Below are 24,525 nucleotides of genomic sequence, written 5' to 3'. Positions count from 1 at the left end.
TCAGATAAAAAACGGAAAAACTGGCGATCACCACCCATTAAGGAGAAGGTAAATGACGAATGCTATTGATAAATCGCAGCAGCCGATTTTAGGAAACGATGTCGATCCAAACACACCGCAGGCAGGGCAGTGGCGAGCGTCAATGTGGAAGTTTCTGCTATTTTCAGCATTGGGTATTGCGCTATTTATCATACCGTTTCAGTGGGATGGTAAGGTCACCATTTTATTGGGCGTATTGACTGATACGTTACAAGCAATATTGGGTGGTTTTGTGGTCTATATCACCATGGCGATCGTGACTATTTCCTGTCTTGGGGCACTAGCAGTCAAGGTGTTAAAACCCAATTTGGCTGAAGGCTCACTGATAAAGAATCTCTTTGATGTTGATTGGTTTTGGCTCACCACGCGTTTGTTAGGTATGGTGTTTGTTTGGATGATTTATCTGCAAGTCGGCCCTGAGTTTATTATTAATCGCAATACGGGCGGCGTCATTTTTGAAGATTTGATCCCCATTCTGATTCCGTTGTTTTTCTTTGCTATTTTATCGCTGCCATTTTTGACAGACTTTGGCCTCATGGAGTTTTTGGGCACATTAGCCAGTAAGATATTTGTCAAGCTGTTCAAACTGCCAGGACGCTCTGCCGTTGATGCGATGTCTTCTTGGTTTGGAGCCGCGTCTATCGGTTTGCTAGTCACCATGCAGCAGTATGACAAGAGTTTCTACAGTCAGCGTGAAGCAGCCATCATTGCCACCACCTTTTCAGTGACTTCCATTGCCTTTACCTATGTGGTTGCCAAAACCATTGGTGTGGACAATAACTTTGTCTATTTTTATCTGACCATTGCGCTGACTGGATTTATCGCTGCGATCATCATGCCGCGTATACCGCCACTGTCAATGAAGCCTGACACCTATCACTCAGGCAAAAGCATGCTAGACGAAGGTATTCCTGCTGGGTATACCACTTACCAATGGGCGGTCAATCGCGCCGTCACTCGCGCACACTCTATGCCAAGCTTGGGTTATGTGTTCAAACGTAGCGTGGGTAATTTGTTTGATATTTACTTTGGACTGATTCCAGTTGTCTTTGCCATCGGTACGATTGGCTTGGGCTTAGCAGAGTACACGCCTGTCTTTAATTGGCTCGCGACACCACTTGTGCCATTGCTTGAATGGTTACAGATTCCAGAGGCGGCAAAGGCTGCACCTGCCATGATTATGGGCTTTGCAGATATGTACTTGCCAGCGCTGGTCGGTAAAAGCATCGAGAGTGAAATGACACGCTTCATCGTGGGTGCCGCCTCAATTACTCAGATTATCTATATGTCTGAAGTCGGTGCGCTGATTTTGAAATCAAACATCAAACTTAATATATTAGAGCTGTTTGGGATTTTTATACTTCGTACGCTTATCAGTTTGGTGGTGATTACGTCAGTCGCGCATCTGCTTTATTAGCCATACGTTTGATATCAACAAAGCATATAACGTAAAAAAATAATGGGTTTTTCTGTCGTCAGATAAACCGATTATTTCATCAATTACGTTGTGCGTGCTATGCAAATAAATAAAATTTTATCAAAAAATATAAGGCAATTAACCATGGTGGAATTGACGAACGCTACAAGCTTAACCAGAAAAGGCGCAACACAAACGGCTCAAAGTGAAGTCGTATTAAATGCTGCCTATATCAATGGCGACTGGATTGAGATTGAAGCGCCTGAGACTGACTCTGATAACGCAAGTTTTGATCATACAAATAATCATGCCCTATATGACCCCAACTCAGGAGAGATAATTGCAACGACGCGCTTGTGTACCAGTGCTCATGTAGACATGGCGGTCAGAGCTGCCTCTGAGGCTTATAGCAGCTGGTCGCAGACTGATGTTAGCGAGCGCGCCCGTTATCTAAGCGCGATTGCAGCGTCTATGGAGCAGCAATTCGATAAGTTGGTTGGCCTGTCTGTGTTAAATAATGGTAAGCCAATTGAGGAAGCAAAGATAGATGTGGGAGACGCTATCGCTTGCTATCGTTATTATGCTAATTTGATAAGCGATCAAGCAACGTGGTCTGAGGTGTCCACGCTTGAGTCAGGTATACGCTTGCTAAAGACCTATGCGCCTGTTGGTGTTTGTGCGTTGATTACGCCTTGGAACTTTCCGATGGTGACGACGGCTTGGAAGCTAGCACCTGCGTTAGCGGCAGGTTGTACCGTGCTATTAAAACCGTCTGAGGTAACATTATTACCAGAGTTAATGCTCGGCAATATATTGTCTGAGATAGGATTGCCAAAAGGCGTGGTGAATATTTTGCCGGGTGCTGCCGAGGTAGGTGCTGTTATGACCAGTCATCCGCTGATTGATAAAGTCTCTTTTACCGGTAGTAATGTGGTCGGTGAAAAGGTCATGAGTCAAGCGGCTAAAAGCGTTAAAGACATCAGCCTAGAGCTGGGCGGCAAATCTGCCATCGTGGTATGTGCAGATGCCGATATCGACCATGCTTGTGACTTGATCATCGCCGGCATATTCACCAATGCTGGCCAAATATGCTCGGCAACTTCACGGCTAATTGTCCATCAAAGTATTGCCGAACCACTATTTGCGACCTTAAAAGCAAAAACGACAAGTCTAAAAATTGGTGATGGCTTTGATGCTGATACACAAATGGGTCCACTGGTCAGCGCGCAGCAACTAGGCCAAGTCAAAAATTACTTTGATATCGCCACGACCGAACAGCTCACATGCTTAACGGGTGGCGAGGTAATTGACGGTGCAGGTTACTTTGTATCGCCAACCATTTATACAGACGTGCCAACAACCAGCCAATTATGGATGGAAGAAGTATTTGCCCCGGTGTTGGTCAGTATAACTTTTACCGACAATGCAGAGGCCATTCGCTTAGCTAACGACAGCAAGTTTGCCTTAGCAGCAACCATTGTGAGCGCTGATGAAACAGCAGCACTTGAGATGGCACTGCAAATTCAAGCAGGTCACCTTTGGATTAACGAGCAGCAAATTGTATTGCCAGAAGCAGGCTGGGGCGGATTCAAGCAAAGCGGTATCGGACGCGAGCTGGGCGTCGATGGCTTATCCGCTTATCAAAAGAGTAAGCATGTACTGCTGGCTGATTAAATGCTTGCAGTTTTATCAGCTGTTTTAGAACCTCGTACCTAGCTGTTAATATCGTTATTGATAGTTAGCGTCATGATCGTTCTCTATTTTATGACCCAGTCTATTTTCCTGTATTCACTTTACTGAAGCGCCTATTAAGGATAAAATTGAGCAATCATTCAAATTTTATCGCCGTGCTCATTTTTATATGAGGTCACGGCTTTTTACATGGGGCATAGTATGTCACGCAGTGCACTCTATAATCGTCAAGATGCTTTGGAGCGAGCTTTACAGCTTTTTTGGCAAAAGGGCTTTCATGCCACCTCATTAAAAGACATTGAACAAGCGCTCGATATGCGTCCAGGGAGCATTTATGCCGCTTTCGGTAGTAAAGATGGCCTGTTCCAAGAGGCGCTAGAATACTACGCCCGTCTAGGACTGACCGAGCTTGAACGTGTATTAAGTCATCACCAGACACCTTTATCAGGTTTAGCTGCTTATATCAGGCAGCTGGGCGGTATTCGTGATAAAGCATTGCCAAGCCGTGCTTGTATGCTGGTCAAAAGCTTATTAGAGCTGGGCGCTCGTGAGCAGGCGGCACTAGATAAAGTTGAGATGCTACTATCAGGGATGGAGACGCGCTTTATAGAGTGCTTCAAAAAGGCGCAGCAGATAGGTGAGATAGACAGTCAACTGGATGCGGTCAGACTTGGGCGACGACTACAGGCGGAGGTCATGGGGCTGCGCGCCTTCGCACAGCGTGATGTCGAGAGCTCGACAGTACATGACCTTGCTGAAGATATGGCATCCTCTATAGAAGCACTGCGCCTCGAGCATTTAGTAAAAGCCTAGCAGTGGACTATATCTCTGTATCACTGTATCACTGTGACATCTCTAACTGCTTGAGAGTATGATAGCCGCCATGTATACGGGTAAAGATCGTAATCGCGCAAGCAGTGGCAAAGATACCAGCGAGCAGTACAAAATGCTGTGGCCAAATGCAAAAAGCGATAAATAGCGCGATGGTTTCGGTGCCTTCTGTGAGACCATTGAGATAATAAAAGCTTTTATATTTGAATTGAAGCTTATCCAGTTGAAGCTTTTCAGCGGCAATCGCGAATGCTAAAAAGCTCGAACCAGTTCCTATGAACGCTGCTAGCAATAGCGCGCCTGCAATAGCATTTTGCTCAGGATTGGCCAAAATAAACCCAAGTGGCACCGCTGCATAAAATAAAAAGTCGAGCGTAATATCCAAGTAGCCACCTGCGCTGGAGCTTTGCTGCGCATGACGTGCCAATGCGCCATCGAGACCATCAAAGAGTCGATTCACGATAATGGCTGCTAGTGCGCCATACCACAGCGCAAAGGCAATGAGTGGCAATGCTAGCATCCCAATCAAGAACCCAGTGACTGTCAGCTGATCTGCAGTGACACCGCGTTTGTGCAAGACCACAACGACAGGATTGAGTATCGGCTTGATAACAGGCGTAAGAAATTTGTCTAGCATGCGATCTGCCTTTTGTATTTCGATTTAATGTTCAAAACTATCGGTCTAAATGAATGACTTTGCCGCCTGCTGCTTCGGCATCGCTATGGTCATGTGTCACCATGATAGCAGGGAGCTTGTACGTCTGTATTTGTTCAAACACCAGCTGGCGCGTATCTTTTCTCAGCTGGGTATCAAGCTTGCTAAAGGGCTCATCAAGTAGTATGGCTTTGGGCGCGCCAAGTAAGGTTCGTAGTAGTGCCACGCGTGCTTGTTGACCACCTGATAAGCTATCAGGATGCCGATCTCCCATACCTGCTAAACCTACTTGTGCTAACGCGTGCTCTATTTTTTCGAGCCGCTGTTTCTTACCACCATTTTTATTGTCTTTTGGCATCGCAAAAGCAATATTGCCCGCCACTGTCAAATGCGAGAACAGCAGCGCATCTTGATACATCACGCCAATACCGCGCATGTGCGCTGGCAGGTGAGTGATGTCTTGATCGTTTAGCCATACCGTACCAGTTACCGTAAAATCCTTAGATAGTGACCCCGTCAGCCAGTTCAGTAAACTTGACTTGCCGCTACCAGAAGGCCCCATTACGGTAAGTATGTCGCCACCAGCGATATGCTCATCCATACTGAGTAATCGCTTGTTTTGACGAAACAACTGCAAGTCTTTTATCTGTAAAGTTGATGACATTGAGAACCCTTTATTTGCATTTTTAACGACTGGTATTTGTATGGTTGATATTTTTGGTGACCGTTTTTATTAACGATCAGACTGCTAACGAGTGCTACTTCTAAAAAATAACTTTGGCAATATCCAAGCCAGTATAAAACCAATGAGTGGCAGCACCATTTGTATGATGGCATAAACGGCACTGGTACGCCTACTGGCACCGTTCGCGAGTGTGACTGCTTCTGTCGTTATTGTGGCGATACGACCGCCGCCTACCAATAGGGTTGGTAGATACTGACCAAAGCTAATCGCCAAACCAAGTGCGATAGCAATCAAAATAGGGGCAAATAACTGCGGTAATTTGATTCGAAAGAACACCTTAATTGGTGCTGCACCTAGGCTGGCTGCCACATGGGCAAAGCGAGGATCTAGACGTCGATAGCTACTGGCAAGTGACAAAAACACATAAGGTAGGACAAATAATACATGCGCAAAGGCAACATTGAAAAATGCTGATTGGTAATTGAGCAATTGCTGCATCCACACCAAGCCAAACAAAAAAGCGATGCCTGGCACCAGTAGCGGTAAGTAAATAATCAAACTGGTCAAGTTTGATAGATGTTTCGCACGCAATTGCTCGGCTTCTAAACATAAGAGGGCAAGTACAATCGCAAACGCAGTGCTGACAAGACCGATAGTTAGGGTATTAAAAAGTGGCGTATTTATCTGTGCAAAGGCACTATTAAAATGCAGCCAGACAAGTTGCTCTGGTAGCATCGCTGGGAATCGCCAATAGCCAGCGATAGACCATAATGCCAGACCGATAAGCGAGAGCAGCATAAAACCGATGACAAATACCGTAAGAGCACCAGTGATTTTCTGCCATGCCGTATCCGCATATCGGCGTTTGCCATTTATCAAAGAAGCACTGCCGCACGCTTTGATGACTTTTTCACTGCCTAACCAAAAAGCGACCAGTCCTGCCGTCAATGCTAGCTGCAATAGTGCCCCAGCAGAGGCCTTTATACGCAAGGTCAAATCCACATCATTAAACCAATTCATGATAGAGACGGAGAGCGTGGGCGGGGTGTTAGGACCGAGTATCAATGGCATCTCGACGCTCGCACTGGCATAAGCGAGCACCGCCAATATGGGCAAACGTAAAAAAGGGTATAACAGAGGCAATACCGCCTTAAAAAAAGCAGTGATCGGGTAGTAACCGAGATTGAGTGCAACTTTATATTGCTGTCGTAGCTTTTTGCCAAGCTCAGGCTGTGCTAACGCGCCCAATGCCATTAATAACAGAAATGGGAGCTCTTTTAGCGTCAAACCCAATATGATACTGATGCCATAAGGGTCATGTGGCAATATACCGTTTGGTGCCAACGCCCAGCCGCTGAGCCACGGAGAGATGAGCCGTGCAAACATCCCAGACGGCGCAATCAAAAACCCTACCGCAATGGCGGCTGCAGCATGAGGAATGACTAAGATAGGGCTTAGTAAATGCTCAATACGTTGTAGCCAGACGCTGTTAAAAAAGGCTGCCAATATCATCAGTGCGAGAATAAAAGCAAGTAGGGTGCTGATGAGTCCAGTAGCAACGCTCAAGGCGGCCATTCTAGTGAGTCCTGGCGTTTGCCAAAGCTCAATAAACCCTTGTAAGTTGAGCGTGGTTCTATCGAGCGCAGGCACCCAGCCAAAAGCAGGCAATATCACACCGATCAAACCGCCCAGTACAGGGAGTATCAGTATCATAACCAAGAGTTTTGGACTCAAAGACACAATACGTGTAAACCAGTCTGTTTGTTCAAGGACAATAGGATGGGCGCGCGCTTGCGTCTTTGCTATTTTGTCAAAACCCTGACTCATGGGCTGACCCCGTAACGCATTTGCCAACCTTGCATAATAGCATCTACCCAGCTTGGGTGCGGCTCACTCACTATGCGTGTGATGCTGTCAAAGGGCAGAGCGCTTGGGTGTGTTTGCTTACTATCAAACAGTGCTTGCTGCTCAGGACTGAGCGTCGTCTGAACCAGTACCGTTTTGTCACCCCACACGGCAGGAGTTTGCTTGTGCGCCTGCGCCTCTGGACTCATCAAAAAGTTAGCGACCAGCTGCGCGGCTTGTGGGTGGCTTGCGTTATAGGGGATAGCGACAAAGTGCGTATTACTTAAGCTACCATCACTCATCGCATAACTGCGTATGCTTTTGGGTAGATCAAACCGCTGGACGGCGGCAGGCACTTCAGGCGCTGAGAAGGTAAAGGCCAAGCTCAGCTCAGTATCATCGACCAAACGGCGCATCTGCGCCCCTGTCTGTACAAACTGCTCGCCATCACGCCACAGCGTTGGGTGAAAGTCATCTAAAAATGCCCATAGCGGATCTAGTACGAGCGCGGTATTTTGTTCAGTGGCAGGCAGGTTCAATTGTGCTTTGGTATTCTCGCCCGTGTCAGCATCGTGCTGCTCATGAAGGATGACCAAGGCATATTTTAAAAAGCTCATACCCAAAAAGTCAGGCGGCTTTGGGTAGCTAAAGCGTCCAGGATTCTGTGCTGCCCAAGTGGTGAGTTCATTGAGGGTAGTCGGCGGTGTGTTGACAGAGAGACTGTCATAATAAAAGGTTAATGATGCCTGTCCCCAAGGGGCTTCCATACCCTCAGTTGGTACACCAAAATCATAATTGACTGTCGGATTATTGTCGGGGTCAGTCAATGAAAAATTCGGCAGTTTATTTGCCCATTGCTTGAATAACAATGAGTTTTCACTCATGATGGCAAAATTAGCGCCATTGATCCATACCAAATCAACACTGCCCTGATCGTTATTGTTGGCTGCCTTTTCCGCGAGTACACGGCTGACTGCTTCACTGGTATCGCTTAATTTGACATGAACCAAGTTAATATTATATTTATCATCAACTTGCTTGGCCGCCCACTGTAGATAAGCATTGATCTGCGGGTCACCGCCCCACGCATAAAAATAAACGTCTTGGTTCTTACCTTGCGCCTCTATCTGTTGCCATGGCGATAGCGTTTGGTCACTAGTGGCATTGTTGGTTGATGCGGTACTGGCAGAAATACCAACACAAATGCCAAGCACCATCGCATAAATACTATATTGCTTAATGCGTCTTAGCATCGGTAAAGAGGAGATAGCGTCCATTCAAGCGTCCGTTGTACTGAGATATTTTAGTTAAGCTAGTAAAAAATGGCTACCAGCTTAACTTGGCTGTTTTAGGCTTGTTCTGCAAGTCAGGAGGTTATTTATCGGTAACTGCCTAACCACGACGCCATGTGTGATATTTCTCTAACCAGTCTAATACGGTTTCAGGGGCGTGGTTGCGTTTCCATTCGCCAGCAACATATTTATTACCTTCCGCCCATGTCGGATAGGTATGAATCGTACCCAGTATTTTATTCAGTCCCAAGCCATGTTTCATCGCCAGTACAAACTCGCTCATCAAATCGCCAGCATGCTCAGCTACTATCGTCACCCCTAGGATTTTGTCTTTGCCTTTAGGGGTGATGACTTTGATAAAGCCTTTGGCGGCGCTATCAGTAATCGCACGATCTAGCTCTTTAAAGTCATAACGCGTCACTTCAAAATCAATCCCTTTGTCGATAGCTTCTTGCTCGTTCAGACCCACGCGAGCGACTTCTGGATCAATAAAAGTCGTCCATGGAATCACTCGGTAATCGACTTTGAATTTCTTAAAGTGACCAAACAAGCCATTGACGGCAGCGTACCAACCTTGATGCGACGCCACGTGCGTAAACTGATAGGGCCCAACGATATCGCCGGCTGCATAAATATTAGGATATAGCGTCTCCAGATATTCATTGGTGACCACCGTACGATCTGTTTCGATGCCTAGCGCTTCAAGTCCATAACCTTCAAGACGGGCGCTACGACCGACTGCACACAGTAGCTCATCGTACTCAAGTGCTATTTCTGGTTGCAGATTTTCTTGTAGGCCTTTTTGCTGACCACTTTGATCGTCATTACTCAGCTGCTGAACGATAATGTACTTTTTGCCATCACGGTTCTCGCAGCGTAATGCTTGGTGTGATGTCAAAACCGTGACGCCGCTGGCTTCTAGTGATTTTTGGGCAAACTTAGACACTTCCTCATCTTCTTTTTTCATAAGACGCGTGCCGCGCTCGATTTGCGTGACATTTGAGCCTAAACGCGCAAATGCTTGCGCCAGCTCAGAGCCAATAGGGCCGCCCCCAAGCACGACGAGCTTTTTGGGCGTCTCGTCAAGCGTTGCAAATTTATCCCACAAAGTATCGCTGGTGACATAACCTGTCTCTTCAATACCTGGAAGTGGCGGGATAAAGGGCCGTGCGCCAGTGGCAAGCACAATCGTGCGTGCCGTGAGCGTTTGTGTGCTGCCATCATTGAGCGCCACTTCAACCGTCCAAGGATCAATCAGTTTGGCATACCCTTTTAGGACTTCAACGCCCAGATCAGTGTAGCGCTCGACACTATCGTGCGGTGCAATCTCAGCGATAACGTCGTGTACACGCGCTATGATTTTTTTAAACGAGAACTGCGGCGCGGTGTTCTCCAAACCGTAACGCTCAGCCGTGCGCATCTGCTCTGCGACTTTTGCACTTTTGATAATGGCTTTACTCGGGACACAGCCGTAGTTCAAGCAGTCGCCGCCCATCTCGCCCGCTTCGATGAGCGTGACTTTTGCTCTGACAGTCGCTGCGATGTAACTGGTGACAAGGCCGCCAGCACCTGCGCCGATGACGATCATATTGCGGTCGAATTTTTTTGGCTTGTTATAATTTTTGTAGGCGCGGCGCTTCTTAAACATATTCAACACTCCTTTTGCGATTAAGGGGAACAAGCCCAATAACGCAAACGAGACAATCAAGTCGAACGATAAAATGCCTGATAGACTCTCAACCTGTGCCAATTGTGTTCCTGCATTGACGAAGACAAACGTACCAGCGAGCATGCCGACTTGGCTGACCCAGTAGTAAGTCCACGACTTGATGGCAGTGACGCCCATCAACAGATTAATCAAAAAGAACGGAAATATCGGTACCAGTCGAAGGGTAAATAAATAGAACGCGCCTTCTTTTTTAACGCCTTTATCGATCGCTGCCAGCCGCTCAGGGAAGCGCTGCTTGATGGTGTCGCGCAGCAGGTAACGTGACGTCAAAAAAGCAAGCGTTGCGCCGATACTGGACGCAAACGACGCAATAAGTAAGCCCTGCACCAAACCAAACAGTGCTCCTGCTGCCAACGTCAAAATAGTTGCGCCAGGTAAGGAGAGCGCAGTGACGACCACATAGAGTAAGAAGAAACCACCGATAACCAATAATGGCGACTGGGCTTTATACGCATCAAACTGCGCCATCGACCCTTTTAATCCCTCAAGCGTCAATAATTGATTGAGATCAAAATAAAAAAAACTTGCCGCTAGGATCAATATTAATAGTATTAAGGATATTCTTTTAATCATGATTTTTCCGGCTAAGTCAGAGAGCGGAGGAGAGCTTCGAGGTTGTGGCGATATGGTTGAAGCACGAGTTCTTGCGTGATCGTAAATATTATATTGAGTCTAACGGTCATTTATTTCATTGAGTAGGATTATATTGTACTGAATGTTGAGTGACTGTTCAATTAAAAGCGCTATCCATCCGATAAAGTAGAATGAGAGGCACCACGCTTAAGCGTTCTCTGTCATTAACTGCCTGATAGTTTTCATAATAAATTGTCTATTAAACCGCAGATAGCAAAACCCCCTCATAGAATGGTTGCTCTATGAAGGGGTTTTGACTGAATGCTTGTCTGAGTAGTCAGACGAGTGATTACCACATCAAATCGTCTGGAATCACATAAGCGGCGTAAGGATCATCTTCTTCTGGCGTGTCTTCAGCGGTATCGTTGGATACCACTATAAACCCTTCCATTTTTGTATCGATACGATCTGCCAGTGGGCGCGGCAGTAACGCGTAGCTGTCCTCTAAGCGTGCAATTACGACATGACCTGCTACGATTTGATCGTATAGCTTTTGAGTGATTGAGATTTTTTTCACTTTGGATGCATCGACGAATTGATAGCTAACGTCACCATCCGTATCGGCTATCTGATGCTGCTTAATCATTTGAATGATGTTAGCCTTCAGCGCCTTTTCTTCTAAAGCTTGCTGTTTTTGCTGATTGAGCTTTTGGTCTTTCTCAAGCTTTTGCGCTTGAGCCTCTGCCAACGCTTTTTTGGTCTCTAAACTCTCTGAGTCGCCAATACGCTTGGCATGCTGCGTTTGCTTGCTGATTTTTTTGGCTTTTTTACTATCGACCAATCCAGCCTTTAATAGTTGAGCCTGTAGGGCATTCTTTGCCATAATTCAATCACCTAAATAACGATACGTAAGTCTTAAATACTGAATCATAAATACTAAAAGAGCTATTGTAGCAAACTTTACTAACGCTTGTGGTTAGACAATGACTAGAGTTCATCAGGGTGTTAAGACAATATTCTTGTAAACCATATAGAATCGTAGTGCTAGTACGTTTGTGATTTTACAAAAGCGTGTACATCGCTGGATGAAGCCGACCAAATTGGGTATCATCAAATTAAGGGAGCAGTTTTTATAAAAATCTCTCAAATAATAGGCATAGCTTGGTCATATATAACAAGCTGTATAGGATTAAATAACACATCTAAGGACAGATTATGACAATATCACAGCACATTCTAGCTTGTATTGACGGCTCAGCAGTGACTGAATCGGTTTGTGACTATGCAGCATGGTATGCCAGCAAACTGAACTTGCCTGTTGGGTTGCTGCATGTCAGCGACGTCCCCGCTTCAGTCAGACGTGATCTATCAGGAGCGATAGGGATAAACAGCCGCCAGTTTTTGTTAGAAGAGTTGTCCCAGCTAGATGAGCAAAGGGCGAAGGTAGTCAATAGCTATAGCAATGCCTTAGTACAAGATGCAAAAAGCCATATCCAAGGCAGCTTTGCGGATGTCAATGTGCGCATTTATCAACGTCATGGCAAATTGCTTCCTAGTATCGAGCATTTCAAAGAAGAAAATCGCGCGATCGTCATGGGCCGCCGCGGCGAAGACCACAAAAATAGCCGCATCAATATCGGCAGCCAAATCGAAACGGTAGCTCGCGCATCGGATATTCCTATACTGATTTGCTCAGAGACTTTTAAAGAGCCTAGCTCATATATGATTGCTTTTGATGGTAGTAAGACGTCTATAAAAGCGGCGTGGATGGTGTCAAAAAGCCCTTTGTTAAAAGGTTTAAAAGGTCATATTGTGATGGTCGGCAATCATAATGATGTTGCCAAGCAAAGCATGAGTGCCGCCGCTGCTAAATTAGAAGATGCAGGCTTTGTCGTTGAGGCGCATCATTTATCTGCTTCTGATGCCGTTGATGGACTGTTAACGTTTCAAGTCGACAACGATATTGACATCATGGTGGTCGGTGCTTACGGACACTCTAAATGGCAGCAGTTGTTCCTTGGTAGTACGACGACAGAGATCATCGCGAGCACATTGTCTCCCGTGATTCTGGTACGTTGATGGATACATTAATAAGTTGTTCTTGATCGCTTGTTTTTCGATAAAGTGACGCTAAATTAAGGTCGTGTGTTTTTCGCCACGTTAGCGAACAACGTACCAATCTTAATAGTTCAATTTTCAATATTCGCCATCATGATTGGTTATCGATATTTTAGATAACCAATCTATATCTCATAACGGCTCACGCGCTGACGCCACTCATTCTATCTTTGGAACCCCTTATGCGTATCAATGCAGATTTTTCACGTCGTGCCTCGCTAGCACCTGAAGACCACGGGTGGGTCAAATCACCACAGAATGGCGTGGAGCGAGTGATGCTTGACCGCATAGGAGAGGAGAAGGCGCGTGCGACCAGTCTTGTCCGTTACGCACCGAACTCTTATTTTCCGTACCATCTGCATCCGGGCGGTGAAGAAATTCTAGTATTATCAGGGACTTTTTCTGCAGACGATACCCATTATCCGGCAGGTTGGTATTTACGTAACCCACCAGCATCCGGTCATAGGCCTTATAGTGATGAAGGCACAGTTATTTTTGTCAAGCTGCGGCAGATGTCACCTGATGAGTTAAATCATGTGGCTATCGATACTCACGATGGTACCAATTGGCAGCGACAAGGTGACCGTGACGTTTGTTCTCTGTTCTCAGATGGTGTCGAGCAGGTGAGCTTGCAACGTATAGAGGCAGGCGAGTTGTTATTCAATGAGCCAATCCCTAATGGCGCAGAGCTATTAGTCATTGCAGGCGAGCTGGTAGATGATAACCGAGTCTATCAGCGTTGGGGATGGTTGCGTCTGCCTGCAGGTGAGTACGCGCAAATCATAGCAGGACGAGAGGGCGCAACGATATATCTGAAAACAGGGCATCTAAGCCAGATAATTGGTTTGGAAATAAATGAAGCTTAAATAAAACTTGTGGAAAGTGCTGTATCAACAGTCTGAGTGATCCATAAACGTAATATCTAACACATCAATCTTTCATATTTGATGTGTTAGATGCGCTATAGGCAGTATCTTGAATATAGTCAAACTTCTATAAAAGAGTGACAGCGTTAACCTCACTTGAATTATCACATATACATCTGCGCTCGGTTGCCTTGTCTCTCTTTTAATCTGAATCAACTATAGCTACTTTACGTATTGATAGTTTTATATCGATAGACCCTCTTAGACTCTTTCCTACGTGAGATTTCAAACCTTCCTTCAACACCTCATAGATAGCCTTTCTTTAAGGCAGCTCTTCTTTCATTTCATTCCAACATAGCCAGTGACTACTGAGCGAAAATATCTGAAATAAGATAGGTCTTCCTGTAGCTCATATAAGCGTCTCATTCATCCAGCACCTCATACTACTAAGTGCTATCAAGTAGTGCTGAGGACGTGTACTGAACGCTTGCCACTACATTAAATCGGTAGTAGCGACAATGCATAAACTATCAGACAAAATTTGATTAAAAATGAAGATTATTGCTGATTTATAAAGCGTTTAAGGACGTGAAGTAGGTGAGTGTTGGCTGGAATTTAGGATTTTAGTCTAATTATGTTGGTCTAATAAAGTGATATGAAATGTATATAAAAACAGTATTTTTAAGAGAAAAAATTAGATTTCACCATAGATATACGATATGAGTGTATCTCGTAGATCTTAATAATGCAAAATAAAATTTTTAATTAATGTGTATATCGGATAATTAATTATTCAATATAAATTGAAGTTACCTTTGAGTTTTAATGATTTTTAATTACTCTTAATCTATTAATATTTCAAACGTTAATAATGAAGAGGGTTAGTGATTGTATAGATGGTCTTATAGCTTTCTGTTTGCCAGAATTTGTGCTGAATACTGAAGTAATTAGACTTATATAATCATGAGAGAAGATAGGCTGAATTGGTCATATTTGTAATAATTATAGGTAATTATGGTTATACCTAATCATTTTTATATAGGTTTACACTGATATACACAGTGGTTTATTTGTATTTTGACTTAAGGGTTATGAGGTTTTATTGTAAATACATATACATGTTTTACATAAAGGAACATTTTTTACAAATTGATAAATGTATTAATGTTGACCTATAAAATAAGCATACTATTATTAGAATACAAGGTGCATAGAAAATAGTTAATTGTAAAAAGATAAAGTTTTTTTTGCCAACCTGTATTTTTATAAAAATAATTAGGAATATAGGTTAGTAAAAGAATTTTAATGAGTTGGATTCCTATCGATTGGAGGTCGATTATTATGATCAGCATAACTGCACTATTATCGGCTAGGATGGCCATTTTAGTAGGTAGCCGGACTATGGTAGCTGATCGAATATTGTCTGTCTATAATACTTATTCCCTAACAAAATTAGTCATCAGAAAAGTGATTGGTAATACTGCTTTTTACATCAAAAATTACCCGCACATCTCTCAGATAAAAACAAAATTGCAAGCCTATCTATATTTAGTAAAGCCTCGTCCAGTAAAGCCTCTTACTATTCAGCAAGTGATAGTTGATCAGCAGATGTCTTCAAGATATATGACTCATTACATCGTCCGTCCCCTCTGTCATATGGCTATTATTTTGCAAAAGCAAACATATTGCCGAATAGCCAAAAGTCACAAACTAAATTTTTTGTTAGTTTCACAAAAATATCGTTGAAGATATCTTCGGGATGTAGAGATACGTGTAAAAAAATTCAGTCACTGCGAACAAAAATGAAGGATACAAACAAATTCACTCATAATTCTAGATCGGAAATTATTTTAGAATTCATTAATCAAGGATGATGTTATGAAAACTATAACCGTTAAAGCCAATAATCAGGTCGGAACAGTTGCTGAACATACTGTGGTTACGCAGAACAATATTCCGATAGTGATACGAGCTGCTGATAAAACGAATTACGAGCTTCTTGATACAGCGTCTGGGCGTGCACCAAAAAATATTATTACCAAACGCATAGATAAAAACCTTCATATTTCATTTGAGAATAATAGTGAAAACGCTGACCTTATCATTGAAGGGTTTTATGATGATATCGATAGTGCGCTGATAGGTATGGCGGATAACGGTAATTATTACTATTACCTTCCCGATACAGGTGATGTGACAGATTATGTGACTGAATTACAGGTAGGCGAAGTGCAGGGTCAATCATTGGGCGGAGACGGATATGCAAGTCCTTGGTGGCTAGGGGCGACAGAATCTGAAGGTTTTGCAGCTCTACCATGGTTGTTGGGTTTAGCAGGCGTTGGTGTGGCGGCAGCGGCTTTCTCTAGTAGTGGTGATGATAGTGACGCCGATGCTGATGCCGACGCCGACGCTGACGCTGACGCTGACGCTGATGCTGATGCCGACGCTGATGCCGATGCCGATGCCGATGCCGATGCTGATGCCGATGCCGATGCCGATGCTGATGCCGATGCCGATGCTGATGCCGACGCTGATGCCGATGCTGATGCTGATGCTGATGCTGATGCCGATGCTGATGCCGATGCTGATGCCGATGCTGATGCCGATGCTGATGCCGACGCTGACGCTGACGCTGACGCTGACGCTGACGCTGATGCTGATGCTGATGCTGATGCTGACGCTGACGCTGATGCTGATGCTGATGCTGATGCTGACGCTGATGCTGATGCCGACGCTGATGCCGATGCCGACGCTGATGCCGACGCTGACGCTGATGCTGATGCCGATGCCGATGCCGATGCCGATGCTGATGCTGACGCTGATGCCGATGCCGATGCCCCCGTCATCAATGCAGTCACAGGCGATGACATCATCAATGCGGTTGAAGCAGGTGCTGGGTTTAACGTGACTGGCACTGGTACCGCAGGTGACATCATCACCTTAACCAATGAAGCAGGTGCTCAGATTGGCAATCCTGTGACCGTTGATGGTGATGGCAACTGGAGCGTGGCTGTGAGCCCAGCAGAGGTCACTGTCATGGGCGAAGGGGATGAAACACTAACAGCCACTGCCACGGACGCCGCTGGTAATTTACCAAGCGCCAGCAGCACGGTTGATATTGTCGTAGACACCATTGCACCGACGGCACCAACTGACGTCCCTGTGGTCACTGACAACGTTGCCAATGACGGCAGTGGCGATGAACTTACTCCAGCAGAAACCGTCACTAATGGTGGCCTGACTAACGACAACACCCCAGGCGTTGTTGTACCTGCCGAGCAAGTGGCTAATGGCACCCCGCAACTGGTGGTTGATGGCAACGTCGTACCTTCGGCCTCTACGCCTAATGGTGATGGCGGCGTGACCTTAACGCCAACCATGCCATTGACTGACGGCCCTCATACACTCAGTTACAACCTTATTGATGAGGCAGGTAACGTGAGTGAGGATTCGCCAGTTACTAACGTGACGGTTGATACTACTACTATCGTTGCTCAAGATGACTCAGCCGATATAGATTTAGGTGAGTTGCAAGCCACTAATATTCCACCAGTAACTGACAATAACGTCACCGTACTTGGTATCGCTGAAGGAAATGGAGTTGCCCAAAGAAGTAGTTTTGTGCAAAGGAGTAGTTTCGTTACAAGAAGCGATATCACCGCAAGGGATGTAGACTCAGATGGTATTCTTGGCTTTACTGTAAGTGATGGCGCGATTGGTACAGTTAGTATCGATGTCCAACAAGTAGCGCTAGTTGCAGTAGCAGATGCCGTCAATATAGAAGTCTACAATAGCAATGGCGATCGTGTTTATGTCGGTACTACTGGTGGTGAACCACTAATAGGTGATGTAGTCGGTTTAGAGGTACTAGGCATTACTGACAACGACACATTGACAGCGACTGTATCTAGTTTAGAGCCAGGAGACTATACGGTAATAGTGCGCAAAAGCGATAGTGCATTAACTACTTTAGTAGAAGATGTGGAATTGGCAGACTTAAGCGACTCAGGCATCGTTTTAGGTCCAGATAACCAAGCGGCTGTCTTAAATGCGGTAGAGGCCTCGCTAAATGCTGACACAGTTGGTTTGGGCACCACAGTGAAAGGTATTCTTACCACTGCTTTAGGTGTAACAAATGAGCTAAGCATCGATGAATTGGTGACTTTGCTTCAAGACAATACCGTATTAAACAATTTACTTGGTGGCGTAGTTGATCCAGTACTAGATGCTATTGCAGGTGCATTACTTAGCAATACTCTAACGTTGTTAGAAACAACCAATGTGACGACTATACTAACGGAATATAATTTCGATTCAAATGCAATCCTCATAGGTAATGTCATTAATCCTGATGGGTTAGCAGAAGATGAGTTGGGTGAAGATATAGTCACTGCTAATACTAAGCTGACTGATATCAATAGTGAAAATACTTTATTAGAGCCGACTTCTGAAATTGTTGACGGTCTCAACGTATTTACCATACAGGGTCAGTACGGTATTTTAATCATCAATGAGCTTGGTAACTACATTTACAGGGCCAATGGTGACTACGCATCGTCAGGTAAAACAGAAGTATTTGAATATACTATCTCTAACGGTGCAGCAGGTAACAGTGACACCGCACAACTAGTGATTAATATCAGCTCTACTGCTCCTAGTACGCCAACATCAGTGGCTACTGTCACTGATAACGTGGCCAATGATGGTAGCGGTGACGTACTGAACCCTGCAGAAATCATTGCCGATAATGGGTTCACAAATGACAATACACCAAGCCTTGAGGTTGCTGCTGGTGTGCTTAGTGACGGTGAAACACTGCAGTTAGTGATAAATGGTATCGTAGTTGATGCAGTGATCACTGAAAACGCCGACGGCAGCTATACTTTAACGCCGCAAACGCCTTTAGATGATGCTGAGTATGAGCTAAGCTACAACATCAAAGATGCTGTCGACAATGTGAGCGGTAACGCACCTGCTGTGACAGTCACAGTAGATACAACCTCACCAGCAGCTGTGGACAATCAATCCACGCTAAATGTAAATGTCACGCCTATCATCACCACGCAAACGACACAAACAAAAAATGTAGGGGGACTTCTAGATCTTAGTGTACTGTCAGATACGATAGATGTGAGTGTGCTTGGTAGCAACAGCGGGCTCACTTTTGTGGTACCCAATAACGCGACTGAGCAAGTCACCATAGACGGCTCCGGCTATGCGACCTTAAGCTTATCAGCGCTCACGGCTCTCTTAAATCTTGGAGATATTGATTTTGATCTTTTAGTATATAGAGTTGAAGATGGTAGTACCGATGCCGTGTTGGTATACGAAGAAACAGACTGGTTAATTGGATCAGGCGGTTTTTTAAGCGCTTCATGGAGTGCCGATAATTTGGTATTACCAGAGTTTGAAGGTGGTGGTACCTATTACGTGACCTTGGGTAACAGCAGTGGTCTTTTAAGCGCTAACTTGTTAAGTAATTTAACTATCAGCACAGTGTTCGATGAGGTTACCAATTATAGCCCAGTTGGAGGTGTCGATGGTTCGGTAGCGGGTAACGTTATCACTGACTTGGGGGCTGACGGTGCTGATACCGCGGCTACTGGTACTGTAGTATCAGCAGTCGATGGCTTAGCAGTGACTGACGGCACAGAAATAGTAGGTAGCTATGGCACGTTGACCATTAATTCGGATGGTAGTTACAACTATGCAGCCAATGCTACGTTTACAGGTACTTATGGTGATATAGATAGCTTTGAGTATACGATTACGGCGCCAAATGGTGAGTCATCTTCTGCAAACCTAGAGATTACGATCGACTATGATTCTGAGGGCGGGGCATCTGCAGGTCGCGTAAGTGCCAGTAGCTTCACACTTGCGGATGATGCAACTTCTATCGATATTCCTGATACTTTATTATCTGTCTCAGACGAGGGGCTTGATATTCTAAGCTTTGAGGGCGCAGATCAAGTCATTAGTCTAGCTGACATGATGCAGCCTGATATTATTGATATTATTGATATTAGTGGTATCGGCGCTAATACTTTGAACGTAGCCGCTAAAGATGTCAATTCTGCTATTTATGTTAAAGGTGATAGCGATGATACGATCAACCTAGAAGGCGATAGTTGGTCTAATCTTGCACAGACTACCTCAGCAGGTGAGACATATGATGTATGGCAATCAGGTAGTGACACCTCTACACAGATCTATATTGATACTGATATCGCCAATGTTATCTAATACTGACTAGTCGAATTCCAATTTTAAAACGCTTCCGAAATAGAGGCGTTTTTTACAATTTCTAACTAAATTTTTAAGATATAGTGAATAAATTTGAAGAATATAGTCTTAATATAAGTGCTGTATGTTTATAGTTAAAATATGACAAAATGCAAGATGCTATAGGACAATAAAACATGGACGAACATATACGCTCGACCCTCTTAATGAACCATTTAGAAAAAAATCTACCAGCCATTTATGATAACTGGGTACAAACACACCTTACGAAGCTGAATAACGAAACAGAAAGTCGTTCAAATGGTATAGTGTTGGATAATTTGGCTAATACTTTTATATTGTCGGTATCTGATAGTCATAAAAAAGCCAAAGTAGTCACTTTCGTTATTGATGATTTAATAAAACTAGACAAAATAGATTGCATTAGCAATTTCTCTAACTTTGAAAAAATACTGCCTGAGATAATCGCAAAAATTAAGAAACTATCATCTAAGTTTGATGCTCCTATTGCTTGGCTAAGGTTAGAGTGGCTCACTCAAGCTACGCTTACGAATTGGTCAAGTTTCCAAAAAAATATAAAAAAGTTCAAGCGTAACTATTACCGATCAGGCATTGCGTTTGAAGGGGTGCGTGAGCCATGGTTATTGCTCACCGAAATGGAGCTGAATGCCAATGCATGCCTTTATATGGGCAATACAGTTTCTCATGCAGGGGTTAATACTAACAACCTGAATGTGTATCTAAAAGCACGCCATGGCAGTAGCCAAATTCCAGATTTTAGCAATGATTTACCCGTTATTAGTTTTAATACGGCGGGTGTATTTATCGATCAGAATACAGGTGAGTGCCATCACCTTGATATACAGCCACGCTTTAAAGGTCACCGCAAGTTGTTGCCATTATCGGCAGATACGACTCGGCCTATTATTGAGCAGGCCGCGCATTACCTTGCAAAGCAGGTCACGCCATCAGGCAAATATGTGTATGGATACTTTCCTTGTTTTGGCCGCACGATAGATACTTATAATAGTCTGCGCCATGCCAGTAGCACTTATGCACTGATAGAAGGCTATGAAGCTTGTCATAGTTTTGACGCCTATCGTAACGATGAGGCTGAGCTTGCTTTGGCTAATATGAAAGTTAGTATTGATAATGCCATGAGCTACCTGATCGATAAGCTTATTCAGACCTATGATGACAAAGCATATGTGATTGATACTGGCGGAGAGGTTAAGTTAGGTGCAAATGCCGTTGCGATATTAGCAATCGTTAAATATCTGCAGTTCTTTAGAGACACACCAAAAGCAGATAATTATCATGCGTTGGCAGAGCAATTAGCGCTAGGCATCATCGCAATGCAACAAGACGATGGCAGCTTTGTGCATGTCTTACATAGCAAAGATTTAACGCTAAAAGCGAAAAACCGAATCATTTATTATGATGGTGAGGCGGCATTTGCAATGATGCGTTTATATGGTTTGACCAAAGATACGCGTTGGCTTGACTGTGTCACTCGTGCTTTTGATTACTTTATAGAAGCCAAGCACCATGAGGCACACGATCACTGGTTATCATACTGCTCAAATGAGTTGATCATTTACAAACCTGAAAAAAAATACTTTCAGTTTGCGGTCGATAATATTAGAGGCTATACCGATTTTATCAAAAACCGTATCACTACTTTTCCGACATTGCTTGAGCTATCTATGGCTTTTCATAAAATGCTATTAAAACTAGATGAACATCCTGAATTTTATGCTGTGTTGGCGGGTTTTGATGTTCAAGGGTTTTATCAGGCATTACATGCGCGTGCCAATTATCTTATGAATGGTTTTTTCTTTCCAGAAATGGCCATGTTTTATAAATCCCCGCAAACCATTCTGCATGGATTTTTTATCCGTCATCACTCGTTTAGAGTGCGAATTGATGATGTAGAGCATTATTTATCAGGTCTTATTGGTTACTTTGATTTTTTAAAAACGGCTAATTACCCAAAGCTAGCCGCAAAGAAGTATCAACCAACTCATAATGTAATCCACCCAGGTGACGAAGACAAAAATCAGCCAGTAGAATCAGATAGTCAGCATTTGAAACAACCTGTGTTAGCGGCCAATTCGCTCGTCCTCGCCACTAAGGGTAAGTGGCTAGTCACACCGCCAGTAGATTGGTCTGCAACAGGATTATGTGTTTGGTCACCCAGTTTTGAGTCAGGTCAGTTAATCGTGGCTCGAGGAAAAAATATGGCGGTGGGTTATTTGTCTGAAAAGTCGATTGAGTCTTTAGTGAAAAAAGGCGCTTCTGCCATTATCACTGATGACGTTATAGCATACAAAAATTCAAGTATCCCTGTGCTGTACGTGCGCGATATACGTCAAGCAACTATTGCGATTGGACGATATGCTCGGCAAGTCTTTGATGGTCAAGTGATTGGTGTTACTGGTAGTGCTGGGAAGACCACAACAGTGCATATGCTGGCACATGTACTGAATGGTTTCGGCGGTGCGAGCTACACTCAATCTAGTGCAAATCTACCAGTGGGTATTGCATGGAATTTGGCTTCTATGCCTCAGTCTATAAGTCATTGGGTACTAGAGATGGCGATTGGCTCTATGTCTGCCAATACCAATTTAGTCCGCCCTGATATAGCGCTCATTACCAATATTGCTCCTGCACATCTTGAATATCATCATAATGTTGAGACTATTGCTCTCAAAAAATCACGTATTTTTGAAGGTATGGCGCCAGGTTCTCTCGCCATTGTTTGCCGAGATATCGAACAGTATGATTTTATTGAGCGTTTGGCAACCACGTGGGGTATTCATGTCGTCAGCTATGGTGAACATGATGATGCAACAATTAAGCTACTCAGTTACCATCAAAAAGAAGCACAAGCACAGATAGCAGTTGATGGTCAGACTTATATGCTGAATCTACAGGCCCGTGGTCAGCACATGGTGCTAAATGCGATGGCTATTTTGGCCGTGGTCAACCATAACAATTTACCTATCCGTGAGGCCATTAATCGATTAGAAAATTTTAAAGCCGTGGCTGGGCGAGGGCAAGTACTTGAAACGACTTATAAAAACCGACCAATCACACTTTATGATGAAGCTTACAATGCCAACCCATTATCCATGCAGGCAGCACTCGAAACCTTTGAGCGGTTGCAGGCACCTACCCATCAAAAAGTATTGATTTTGGGTGATATGTTAGAGCTAGGTGGTGACAGTAGTAGGTACCATTTACAGTTAGCTCCTATCATTGAGAATATGAATTTCAGAGCTTTGATTTTAGTCGGTAGTCAAAGCAAAGTATTGCTTGATAAGCTTAAAAGTCTAGATATAACACTTCATCACTTTGAAAACGTACAAGCCGCAAGCTTGAAAATACATGAGTTTATTGAAGATTATGACCATGTTTTTATTAAAGCCTCTAATGGCATAAGACTCAATAAACTATTCAGAGAAGGTAAAAAACCTATTGTCTATCGGCAAGAGTTAGCAGTAGTTGAAACAAAAGATACTGCTATTCTAGAGGATTTGAATACGGACGCTGCCATACTGGTTGAGAGCTTTACATTGAAAAATAATGAGATAGCCAATCAGCGTCTTATCATAGAAAACAAGTCAGCAATACCAAAAATGATGGCATCATTGGCTAAATTAATGACCGTTATGTTGGTCTGGGATAAAGTGATGCAGGATAGAATCGATCCTGTTACAACTACGGTAGAGATACCTGTCAGTTTATTAAGGGGTAGTAGTCAGTACTATCAGTTTTATAAAAAGGGCGAAAAAATATTCTTATCAACTCTTATTAAGTCTGCTTTAATCGCAAGCTCTAACGAAGCAGCATTTGCTTTAGCATGTTGGCATTCTGGTGATGAGCAAAATTTCGTCTCACAAATGGTTCGTAAGTCACAATTTCTTGGTCTCACCAATACTCGGTGGACTAGCTGCTCAGGCCTTGAAAGAAAGGCTCATACGACAGCTCAAGACATGAGCAAGCTAGCTAAAACATTTATCAGCCAATATGGGGCGATAGCTTCTTACTGTTCTTTCAAGTATTTTGAATACAATGGTAAGAAGGTTTTTAATACCAACAAGCTTATGCACTCTCATCCGAATGTTCTAGGATTGAAGACAGGTAACTTGGTTGGTATAGGTTCGAACTTAATAAACTATTGGATAGATGGTGATGTGCATTATCTAAGTGTTGTGCTAGAGGCTGAGAGTCGAGAGGTATGCTATGGGCTGTCTGAGAAAATCATGAATAGCTTTGCTTAAATTTAGTTATTTGTATTATGTAATATAAATTTGATAACAACTGATATCTGAATATGAGGTTTAATAAAGTCACGTAATCTTAGTTAGCTTGATTGGTATTGTCATTTTGATCGTATGGGCGTTGTTTGCCAAGATTGATCAGGTTACTCGGCTAGGTGGTGTGGTTAAACCGGGCAAGGTAATTATGCAGATTCTGCCAACGAGTAGTGACTTAGTCATCGATGCTAAGATCAGTCCTGCTGATATTGCCTATG

General features: G+C 43.8%; 13 protein-coding genes. 7 read left to right on the top strand and 6 right to left on the bottom strand.

Features of this window, described 5'->3' with window-relative positions; genetic code table 11:
• Positions 1 to 52: 52 nt before the first annotated feature.
• The 3 genes from I3255_RS12700 (at position 53) to I3255_RS12690 (ending at position 3,961) form a co-directional block, all read left to right on the top strand.
• Positions 53 to 1,456 (top strand): YjiH family protein, encoded by a 1,404-nt coding sequence (locus I3255_RS12700; RefSeq protein WP_238039148.1) that lies wholly within the window; start codon positions 53 to 55, stop codon positions 1,454 to 1,456.
• A 144-nt stretch (positions 1,457 to 1,600) separates the two neighbouring features.
• Positions 1,601 to 3,130 carry an aldehyde dehydrogenase family protein gene (locus I3255_RS12695; RefSeq protein WP_238039147.1) on the top strand — a complete coding sequence of 510 codons (1,530 nt, stop codon included), beginning with the start codon at positions 1,601 to 1,603 and terminating at the stop codon, positions 3,128 to 3,130.
• 219 nt (positions 3,131 to 3,349) lie between these two features.
• On the top strand, positions 3,350 to 3,961 hold the full coding sequence (locus tag I3255_RS12690; RefSeq protein WP_238039146.1) for a TetR/AcrR family transcriptional regulator: 612 nt from the start codon (positions 3,350 to 3,352) through the stop codon (positions 3,959 to 3,961).
• A gap of 28 nt (positions 3,962 to 3,989) precedes the next feature.
• Here I3255_RS12690 and I3255_RS12685 read toward each other — a convergent pair whose 3' ends face one another.
• The 6 genes from I3255_RS12685 to I3255_RS12660 form a co-directional block, all read right to left on the bottom strand.
• Positions 3,990 to 4,616, bottom strand: coding sequence for a CDP-alcohol phosphatidyltransferase family protein (locus I3255_RS12685; protein WP_238039145.1), 627 nt, complete (start codon positions 4,614 to 4,616; stop codon positions 3,990 to 3,992).
• 37 nt (positions 4,617 to 4,653) lie between these two features.
• A complete protein-coding gene (locus I3255_RS12680) occupies positions 4,654 to 5,298 on the bottom strand; it encodes an ATP-binding cassette domain-containing protein (protein ID WP_238039144.1) in 645 nt (214 codons plus the stop codon).
• Between the two features lie 84 nt (positions 5,299 to 5,382).
• Positions 5,383 to 7,146 carry an ABC transporter permease subunit gene (locus I3255_RS12675; RefSeq protein ID WP_238039143.1) on the bottom strand — a complete coding sequence of 588 codons (1,764 nt, stop codon included), beginning with the start codon at positions 7,144 to 7,146 and terminating at the stop codon, positions 5,383 to 5,385.
• Positions 7,143 to 8,441, bottom strand: a complete 1,299-nt coding sequence (locus I3255_RS12670; RefSeq protein WP_238039142.1) for an ABC transporter substrate-binding protein — start codon at positions 8,439 to 8,441, stop codon at positions 7,143 to 7,145. The genes I3255_RS12675 and I3255_RS12670 overlap by 4 nt, the downstream gene beginning before the upstream one ends.
• A 115-nt stretch (positions 8,442 to 8,556) precedes the next feature.
• A complete protein-coding gene (locus I3255_RS12665) occupies positions 8,557 to 10,758 on the bottom strand; it encodes a bifunctional TVP38/TMEM64 family protein/FAD-dependent oxidoreductase (RefSeq protein WP_238039141.1) in 2,202 nt (733 codons plus the stop codon).
• 349 nt (positions 10,759 to 11,107) lie between these two features.
• Positions 11,108 to 11,641: a DUF2058 domain-containing protein gene (locus I3255_RS12660; RefSeq protein WP_238039140.1), complete on the bottom strand. Its 534-nt coding sequence runs from the start codon at positions 11,639 to 11,641 to the stop codon at positions 11,108 to 11,110.
• A gap of 332 nt (positions 11,642 to 11,973) precedes the next feature.
• Here I3255_RS12660 and I3255_RS12655 point away from each other — a divergent pair, with 332 nt between their 5' ends.
• The 4 genes from I3255_RS12655 (at position 11,974) to I3255_RS12640 (ending at position 24,271) form a co-directional block, all read left to right on the top strand.
• Entirely contained in the window at positions 11,974 to 12,837 is an 864-nt protein-coding gene (locus I3255_RS12655) for a universal stress protein (RefSeq protein WP_238039139.1), read from the top strand.
• 221 nt (positions 12,838 to 13,058) lie between these two features.
• The gene (locus I3255_RS12650) at positions 13,059 to 13,742 is read left to right on the top strand and encodes a cupin domain-containing protein (RefSeq protein ID WP_238039138.1); all 684 of its coding nucleotides are present in this window, start codon (positions 13,059 to 13,061) and stop codon (positions 13,740 to 13,742) included.
• Between the two features lie 1,878 nt (positions 13,743 to 15,620).
• Positions 15,621 to 19,985, top strand: a complete 4,365-nt coding sequence (locus I3255_RS12645; RefSeq protein WP_238039137.1) for an Ig-like domain-containing protein — start codon at positions 15,621 to 15,623, stop codon at positions 19,983 to 19,985.
• 176 nt (positions 19,986 to 20,161) lie between these two features.
• A complete protein-coding gene (locus I3255_RS12640; RefSeq protein ID WP_238039136.1) occupies positions 20,162 to 24,271 on the top strand; it encodes a Mur ligase family protein in 4,110 nt (1,369 codons plus the stop codon).
• The last annotated feature ends 254 nt before the right edge of the window (positions 24,272 to 24,525 follow it).

Origin of the sequence: Psychrobacter sp. Ps6 (assembly GCF_022129235.1) — a bacterium.
GTDB lineage: Bacteria > Pseudomonadota > Gammaproteobacteria > Pseudomonadales > Moraxellaceae > Psychrobacter.
This window is presented reverse-complemented; position numbering and strand designations above follow the sequence as displayed.

What these genes read in the sequence shown, in the direction of transcription:
- I3255_RS12700 (WP_238039148.1), top strand. Translation starts at nt 53, where the DNA reads ATGACGAATGCTATTGATAAATCGCAGCAGCCGATTTTAGGAAACGAT.
- I3255_RS12650 (WP_238039138.1), top strand. Translation starts at nt 13,059, where the DNA reads ATGCGTATCAATGCAGATTTTTCACGTCGTGCCTCGCTAGCACCTGAA.
- I3255_RS12655 (WP_238039139.1), top strand. Translation starts at nt 11,974, where the DNA reads ATGACAATATCACAGCACATTCTAGCTTGTATTGACGGCTCAGCAGTG.
- I3255_RS12660 (WP_238039140.1), bottom strand. Translation starts at nt 11,641, where the DNA reads ATGGCAAAGAATGCCCTACAGGCTCAACTATTAAAGGCTGGATTGGTC.
- I3255_RS12670 (WP_238039142.1), bottom strand. Translation starts at nt 8,441, where the DNA reads ATGGACGCTATCTCCTCTTTACCGATGCTAAGACGCATTAAGCAATAT.
- I3255_RS12690 (WP_238039146.1), top strand. Translation starts at nt 3,350, where the DNA reads ATGTCACGCAGTGCACTCTATAATCGTCAAGATGCTTTGGAGCGAGCT.
- I3255_RS12695 (WP_238039147.1), top strand. Translation starts at nt 1,601, where the DNA reads ATGGTGGAATTGACGAACGCTACAAGCTTAACCAGAAAAGGCGCAACA.
- I3255_RS12685 (WP_238039145.1), bottom strand. Translation starts at nt 4,616, where the DNA reads ATGCTAGACAAATTTCTTACGCCTGTTATCAAGCCGATACTCAATCCT.
- I3255_RS12680 (WP_238039144.1), bottom strand. Translation starts at nt 5,298, where the DNA reads ATGTCATCAACTTTACAGATAAAAGACTTGCAGTTGTTTCGTCAAAAC.
- I3255_RS12645 (WP_238039137.1), top strand. Translation starts at nt 15,621, where the DNA reads ATGAAAACTATAACCGTTAAAGCCAATAATCAGGTCGGAACAGTTGCT.
- I3255_RS12640 (WP_238039136.1), top strand. Translation starts at nt 20,162, where the DNA reads ATGGACGAACATATACGCTCGACCCTCTTAATGAACCATTTAGAAAAA.
- I3255_RS12665 (WP_238039141.1), bottom strand. Translation starts at nt 10,758, where the DNA reads ATGATTAAAAGAATATCCTTAATACTATTAATATTGATCCTAGCGGCA.
- I3255_RS12675 (WP_238039143.1), bottom strand. Translation starts at nt 7,146, where the DNA reads ATGAGTCAGGGTTTTGACAAAATAGCAAAGACGCAAGCGCGCGCCCAT.